A 5,809-nucleotide genomic window follows, 5' to 3' on the forward strand; every position below is an offset into this window, starting at 1 on the left:
TGGGTCGGATCGCCGGGGCTCAGCCGATCCATGATCTCGCGCATGTAGGGCGTGCGGTCCGTGCGATAACGCCCCGGCTCGGCGCTTGCGCGGGTCCCCAGCCGGCGATGGCGGTCCGCCCATTGCGAGACCGTCAGGTCGGGATCGGGCCGGATGCCGCTCCGCCAGGCCCGAAGAATCCCCTCCGCCCCGTCGAATTCCTCCGCACCGTCATCCGAGCCTCGGCCGAACCTCGGCGAGGCTGTCGAGTTGGGCGCGGACATGGGTTTCGAGCAGTCTCTGGATCAGCGCGGTCGTGACCGCCGGTTGTGCATTTGCGTTTTCGGCATCCGCAGCCTGTGCGAGCGCCAATGCCAGTTCGGCTGCCAGCGGCGCCGCCACCCGCGCCGGCCAGTTCACCCACGCGTCGCGTTCCTCGCGCGCGAGGCGGAACACGAGCGTTTCCGCTCGGGCGCGGTCGACAAGCTCACCCTTGAGCTTTTGCAGCCGGATGCGCCGCTCCTGCGCCTTCAGCACCTCATGCGCGGTCTTTGCCTGCAGGAAGGTCGTGCCGCCGCCGGTCGCTGGGGCAGCAAGCCCCTGTTCGCGCAGCGTGTCGCCAACCGCCGACACCGCCGCTTCGGGGACGGGCTTCAGCTTCTGCGCCTTCCTCGTCTTCGACGGGTCGGTCGTCTCGGCCCTAAGCCTGTCGGACGCATCCGCGTCGATGCTGCCATCCTCGTGCAGGACGAGCCTTCCGGCCGCCTTCGCCTTCTGGATCGCGCCGCGCGAGAGGCCCACGCGGGCGGCATACTGGCGCTCGCTCATGCCCCGCATGACGGGCTCCGATTATCATTCAAACTCAGGTGCTTATCGAGTTGATAAGCCGGGCGCCTCGAGCGAACGTCCGATCACAAGGACGATGCAACTCACCCGAAGCCAGCCATGACCCGCCTGAACCCCGAGACCACACCCCGCCACGAACTCCGCGCCGAAAGGGCACGCCGCAACCGCGACGCTGCGCTCGCCGCCTTCGTGTCGCGCAAGGCCGAAATCGACGAGATGCTCGCCCGGCTGCAGGCGCTCCGCGACGACCATTTCAACGCAAGCCCCGACGACGTGAACTGGAGCCATGTCGGCAGTCTCGGGCACGTCGCCGAGCGGCTGCGCGAGCTCTGCGCCTTCGCCTTCGGCGAGGGCGAACACGCCGAGTGATCTCCGGCCCAGCCGGAACTCCCGCCGCGCCGATGCGCGGCTTGGGGTCGTGGAAGGGTCGCGATGGTCGCGGCCCCGATGAAGGAGACCCCGGATGACCAAGCTTTCCGACGCCCAACTCGTGATCCTTAGCGCCGCCGCGCAGCGCGACGACCGCAACGTCCTGCCGCTTCCCGGCAGCTTGCGCGGAGGCGCCGCACAGAAGGTAATCGGCGCATTGCTGAAGCGCGGGTTGATCGCCGAGACGGTGACGGACCAACTCGCGAAGGCCGATCCCGCCCTGAACCGCATCTGGCGCAACGACGAGGACGGTTGCGCCATCCTCCTGCACATCACCGACGCGGGGCTCGCCGCCATCGGCTTCGAGCCGCAGCAACCGGTTCCTGACCCCGCACCCAAAACTCGCAAACCGCGTACGGGCACCAAGCAGGCGAAGCTGATCGAGATGCTCCGCGCTGAGGGTGGCGCGACCATCGACGAGATCGTTGCCGCCACGGGATGGCAGTCGCACACTGTGAGAGGCGCCATGTCCGGCGCGCTGAAGAAGAAGTTGGGCCTGACGATCGCTTCCGAGAAGGTCGAGGGGCGCGGGCGGGTCTATCGCATCGCCAGCGATTGATACCCGGTCCATTCTGTAGCCGCCGCCCCGAGCGGGCGGCGGTGCCTATTTCGCACCACGTATCCGCAGCGCCTCGAACAACCGGCGCAGGAGGTAGCCGCGCGCCAGCGAGACGCCGACGAAAGCGAGACCGATGGTGAGATGCTCAGCCAGCCCAGTCTCGATCCCGAACCACGGGAACACGACGATCTGAGTGGCGATGGCCAGAACATAGCCGACGGCGACATTGGCGATGGCTTCGACCAGCGACATGGTGCGGCTCTGTTTCATGCCACGTCCTCATCCGTCGGCCAGCAATTCAGCCGCCAAAGTTCGAAGCGCATGCGCCGCAACCAAGGGGACCACCCCGTTGCCACAGAGCCGAAGGCGGTCCACCCGGTGGGCCAGCCCATCAGCGCCTCGACGAACAGCGGGTTCAAGGTCCGGCGCTGCCTTGAGGTATCGCTCCCAGCCTTCGGCGTCATCAGGACCTGGCGGCCAAGCAGGCCATTCACCGGCGTGTTCGCCAGCGTCGTCGCCCCGTCCTTGTGGTCCCGCGCCGTCGGCGTCATCCACATCCGGCTCACGCCGGTCAGGCCGGCCGCCTTGCGCTTGCCCGCGCTCGGCTTGTTCCCGTCGCTCGCCATCGGCGTCGGCCAGCGGGCGAGCATCTCGATCCGGTTTCCACCGCTCGAGCGGGTCCCGGAGCAGGCGCGCGGGGTCGGCCAGCTGGTCGCGCTCGCGGTGGGCGAGGATGAAGAGCCGTTCGCGCTTGTGCGGCGCACCGACTTCCGCCGCCGTGAAGAGGCCCGCCGCAGTTCTGTAGCCCATGCCGACCAGTCCGCTTGCGACTTCGGGGAAGCCGAGGCGGAGATGATGGGCGACGTTCTCGAGGAAGACGAAGGGCGGCACGACTTCGCCGATGATGCGGGCGACATGCGGCCAGAGGTGGCGCGGGTCGTCCGAGCCCCGGCGCTTGCCCGCCACGCTGAACGGCTGGCACGGATAGCCCGCAGTGACGATGTCCACAGCATTGCGCCACGGGCGGCCGTCGAAGGTGGCAACGTCGTCCCAGACAGGCGCGCAATCCAGGGCCGCGTCTTCCATCCGCGCCACGAGGATGGCCGCGGCGTAGGCGTCCCGCTCGACGTAACCCACAGCGCGATATCCGGGGAGCGCGAGATGCAGCCCGAGCTCGAGCCCGCCGGCCCCGGAGCAGAGCGAGAGGCCAAACAGGTCTCCGGCTCCGGCAGGCAGGCCGGAGGAAGGTAGAGCCAGGTCATGCATTGCCTCAGGCTGCGGGCGTGGTCTCGGAATGGGCGGTGGCGGCTTCCTGGCCCAGCCGCTCGGCCTTCACCTGCGCGAAGGTCTTGCCATCTCCATCGAGGATCGCGTGCCGGCCGGTCTCAACCTGCCAGCGCTCCACGGCGACATCGACATAGGCCGGGCTGATCTCCATGGCGTAGACGCGGCGGCCGTTCGCCTCCCCGGCCATGATCTGCGAGCCGGAGCCGGAAAACGGCTCGTAGCAGAGCCCGCCACGCGCCACGTGCTGGCGCATCGGAATGCCGAACGCATCGAGTGGTTTCGGCGTCGGATGGTCGGGCCGCTCGTCCTTGGCGAAGGACGGCATCTCCCAGGTCGAGGGCAGCGTCTCCTCGGCCACCTTCGGCGGGCGGTGCGGCCGGCGCCAGCCCATGAAGCAGGGCTCGTGCTTCCACAGGTAATGCGACCGGGTCAGAACCCCGCGGTCCTTCACCCAGATGATCTGCTGGTGAACGAAGGCGCCGGCCTTCTCCCAGCAGGCTTCCAGCATCGCCTGGCGGCGGGAGGCGTGCCAGCAATACCAGGCGGCATCCTCGGTGATCGCCTCGGCGACGGCGGCGGCGATGAAGCCGTCGTAGAGCTCCGCGCCTTGCGAACTGTCGTCCCAGGTGACGCCATAGCTGTGGCTCCAATCCTTGTTCCGCGTCGGGTGGTTGGAGCCGTCGTAATCCACCAGATACGGCGGGTCGGTCGCGAACAGCACCGCGCGCTCGCCGTTCATCAGGCGGCGGACGTCCTCATGGTTCGTGCTGTCGCCGCAGAGTAGGCGCTGGTCGCCAAGGATCCACAGATCGCCGGTGCGGGACGCCGGATTGCGCGGGGGCTCCGGGATGGTTACCGGAGGCACGGAGCCCCCGGTACCACCTTCTTCTTCGCCGCCCCCGTCAGGATCGAAAGTCAGCAGCTTGTCGAGTTCGCCGTCCGAGAAGCCGACCAGCGACAGGTCGTAATCGTCCGCCAGCAGATCCTGCAACTCGGCCGAAAGGAGTGCCTCGTCCCATGGCGATTCAGCCAGTCGATTGTCCGCAATCCGGTAGGCCCGCCGCTGCGCCTCGCTCAGGTGGCCGAGCACGATCACCGGTGCCTCGGTCAACCCGAGCTGCGTCGCGGCCAGCACCCGGCCGTGGCCCGCGATCAGTTCGCCGTCCTCGCCAACAAGACAGGGCACGGTCCAGCCGAACTCGGCCATGCTGGCGGCGATCTTCGCGACCTGGTCGGCCCCGTGCACCTTCGCGTTCTTCGCGTAGGGCTGGAGCCTGGACAGCGGCCACATCTCGATCCGCTCGGGTGCGAAGCTCAGAGTCATGGGCAGTGTTCCGTGAATGTGGTGGATCCCAGCGCGGTGGATTCCAGATGCCGCGCTGGACTCCTCGCGGGGTCCAGCGGCATCCGGGGGTATCCGGCCGGAAGGCCAGTGTTTATTGGGGTTTGCGCGGGGTTTTCATGGATCCGGATTCCGGGTGGCTTCCCAAAAATCCGGCCCTGTCGCTGGCGAAATCCCGCGCCAAGCCCGCCAGCATACGTAATCGGCCCAGAAGGAACCATTGAATTCAAAGGGTTAGCGGATTGGACCCCGCTGGTCCCCTTGGTGGACTCTCGGAAGCCAGCAGCACGGGCCGTCCCGCGCGCGCCTCTCCCGAGCATACCCGGTTTCTACCCTCATTCCGGAAATCTGTAAGGCCTTGCGATGTACACCGGAAAATTTCCTCACAGGACGATTTTCCTTGACAGGCGGTCGGCATTCTCGACGACGAAGCGCTGTGAGCGTCGGCGTGGCGGAACACGCCCGTTAAGACGCCAGACGATCAGGGCGATCCCGTACTGCCAGCGTTTGGTGGCGGCGGTGCGTGACAGGCCGAATTGCCAGCAGATCGGTTTCCATGGCTTGCGGTTCGCCCTCAGCCACACGATCCGCGCGTCGTCCTTCTGCAGCCAGCGCAGCCAGAGCATCGCCTCCTCGGCGTCGGTGATCATGCGCGGGCTCGGCAACGGCCGGCGCATCTGCGGCTCCTGGCCGACCTGGTCGGCGAAGCTGTGGAAATACTCCGGCCACGCGTTGAAATACCCCTGCGGCTTCACGGCCGGCATCTGCGCGAACACGTCGGCGGCCAGTTCCAGCCGGTCCTGCACCCGGGCCATCGTCCAGTCAGTCATGTCGCTCCTCCCGCTTGCCATAAAGTTTCTCGCCGAGTTGCCGCACCAGTTCCCGCTCGGGCCAGGTCAACCGCTCATCTTCCACCGACACCGCCAGCAGGCCTTGCTCCCGCCAGCCGTCGCGCTTGACCTCGTCAGGGTCGCGTCGCCGCCCGCCATAGCCCGGCGGGGTGAAGCGCATGGTCCTCATGCCAGCCCTCCTTTGGTCTCGATCGCCCACATGAGGATCGCGATGGCATCGGCCTCGTTGTCGTCTGCCGGGCTGAAGCCCCGGGCGCGGGCGGCGTCGATCATGGCGTGCTTCGGCGCATTGCCCTTGCCGGTGGCGTGGCGCTTGATGGTGCCCACCGGGACGCCCTCGTAAGGCACGCCACGTAGTTCAGCCCATGCGGTCAGGGTGGCCATGAGCCCGCCGTAGACATGGGCCGCGTCGGTGCCCACATGGCGACGGACTTCCTCGAACCAGATCGCCTCCACCGGCCCGGATAGCCGATCGATCTCGCTCAGCCAGTTGGTGAAGCGCAGATACCGCATGCC

General features: G+C 67.6%; 9 protein-coding genes and 1 pseudogene. 2 read left to right on the plus strand and 8 right to left on the minus strand.

Annotated features, from left to right (window positions below; genetic code table 11):
- Together F3H26_RS18855 and F3H26_RS18860 are read right to left on the minus strand one after the other, a co-directional pair.
- A pseudogene (locus F3H26_RS18855) lies at positions 1–263 on the minus strand (phage terminase large subunit family protein); the annotation flags it as partial.
- Entirely contained in the window at positions 211–816 is a 606-nt protein-coding gene (locus F3H26_RS18860) for a hypothetical protein (protein WP_149777512.1), read from the minus strand. The pseudogene F3H26_RS18855 and the gene F3H26_RS18860, both read right to left, overlap by 53 nt.
- 108 nt (positions 817–924) lie before the next feature.
- On the opposite strand from F3H26_RS18860, the gene F3H26_RS18865 reads away from it, so the two are divergent.
- Both F3H26_RS18865 and F3H26_RS18870 read left to right on the plus strand, forming a co-directional pair.
- The gene (locus F3H26_RS18865) at positions 925–1,194 is read left to right on the plus strand and encodes a hypothetical protein (protein ID WP_149777513.1); all 270 of its coding nucleotides are present in this window, start codon (positions 925–927) and stop codon (positions 1,192–1,194) included.
- A 94-nt stretch (positions 1,195–1,288) separates the two neighbouring features.
- A complete protein-coding gene (locus F3H26_RS18870; protein ID WP_149777514.1) occupies positions 1,289–1,813 on the plus strand; it encodes a DUF3489 domain-containing protein in 525 nt (174 codons plus the stop codon).
- 45 nt (positions 1,814–1,858) lie between these two features.
- On the opposite strand, the gene F3H26_RS18875 is transcribed toward F3H26_RS18870, so the two are convergent.
- The 6 genes from F3H26_RS18875 to F3H26_RS18900 form a co-directional block, all read right to left on the minus strand.
- A complete protein-coding gene (locus F3H26_RS18875) occupies positions 1,859–2,083 on the minus strand; it encodes a DUF7220 family protein (protein WP_149777515.1) in 225 nt (74 codons plus the stop codon).
- Between the two features lie 9 nt (positions 2,084–2,092).
- Entirely contained in the window at positions 2,093–3,079 is a 987-nt protein-coding gene (locus F3H26_RS18880) for a DNA cytosine methyltransferase (RefSeq protein ID WP_149777516.1), read from the minus strand.
- A 4-nt stretch (positions 3,080–3,083) separates the two neighbouring features.
- On the minus strand, positions 3,084–4,424 hold the full coding sequence (locus F3H26_RS18885; protein ID WP_149777517.1) for a site-specific DNA-methyltransferase: 1,341 nt from the start codon (positions 4,422–4,424) through the stop codon (positions 3,084–3,086).
- A gap of 401 nt (positions 4,425–4,825) precedes the next feature.
- A complete protein-coding gene (locus F3H26_RS18890) occupies positions 4,826–5,272 on the minus strand; it encodes a DUF6362 family protein (protein ID WP_149777518.1) in 447 nt (148 codons plus the stop codon).
- Positions 5,265–5,462, minus strand: coding sequence for a hypothetical protein (locus F3H26_RS18895; protein WP_449421236.1), 198 nt, complete (start codon positions 5,460–5,462; stop codon positions 5,265–5,267). Before F3H26_RS18895 ends, F3H26_RS18890 begins: the two co-directional genes overlap by 8 nt.
- The coding region (locus tag F3H26_RS18900; RefSeq protein WP_149777519.1) for a hypothetical protein at positions 5,459–5,809 on the minus strand (351 nt) is incomplete at its 5' end. The genes F3H26_RS18900 and F3H26_RS18895, both read right to left, overlap by 4 nt.

The organism is Ruegeria intermedia (genome assembly GCF_900129345.1).
GTDB classification, from domain to species: Bacteria; Pseudomonadota; Alphaproteobacteria; order Rhodobacterales; family Rhodobacteraceae; genus Ruegeria; species Ruegeria intermedia.

Excerpts from the sequence above, each read along its gene's own strand:
- F3H26_RS18860 (WP_149777512.1), bottom strand. The coding sequence starts at position 816 with ATGCGGGGCATGAGCGAGCGCCAGTATGCCGCCCGCGTGGGCCTCTCG.
- F3H26_RS18885 (WP_149777517.1), bottom strand. The coding sequence starts at position 4,424 with ATGACTCTGAGCTTCGCACCCGAGCGGATCGAGATGTGGCCGCTGTCC.
- F3H26_RS18875 (WP_149777515.1), bottom strand. The coding sequence starts at position 2,083 with ATGAAACAGAGCCGCACCATGTCGCTGGTCGAAGCCATCGCCAATGTC.
- F3H26_RS18880 (WP_149777516.1), bottom strand. The coding sequence starts at position 3,079 with ATGCATGACCTGGCTCTACCTTCCTCCGGCCTGCCTGCCGGAGCCGGA.
- F3H26_RS18865 (WP_149777513.1), top strand. The coding sequence starts at position 925 with ATGACCCGCCTGAACCCCGAGACCACACCCCGCCACGAACTCCGCGCC.
- F3H26_RS18895 (WP_449421236.1), bottom strand. The coding sequence starts at position 5,462 with ATGAGGACCATGCGCTTCACCCCGCCGGGCTATGGCGGGCGGCGACGC.
- F3H26_RS18870 (WP_149777514.1), top strand. The coding sequence starts at position 1,289 with ATGACCAAGCTTTCCGACGCCCAACTCGTGATCCTTAGCGCCGCCGCG.
- F3H26_RS18890 (WP_149777518.1), bottom strand. The coding sequence starts at position 5,272 with ATGACTGACTGGACGATGGCCCGGGTGCAGGACCGGCTGGAACTGGCC.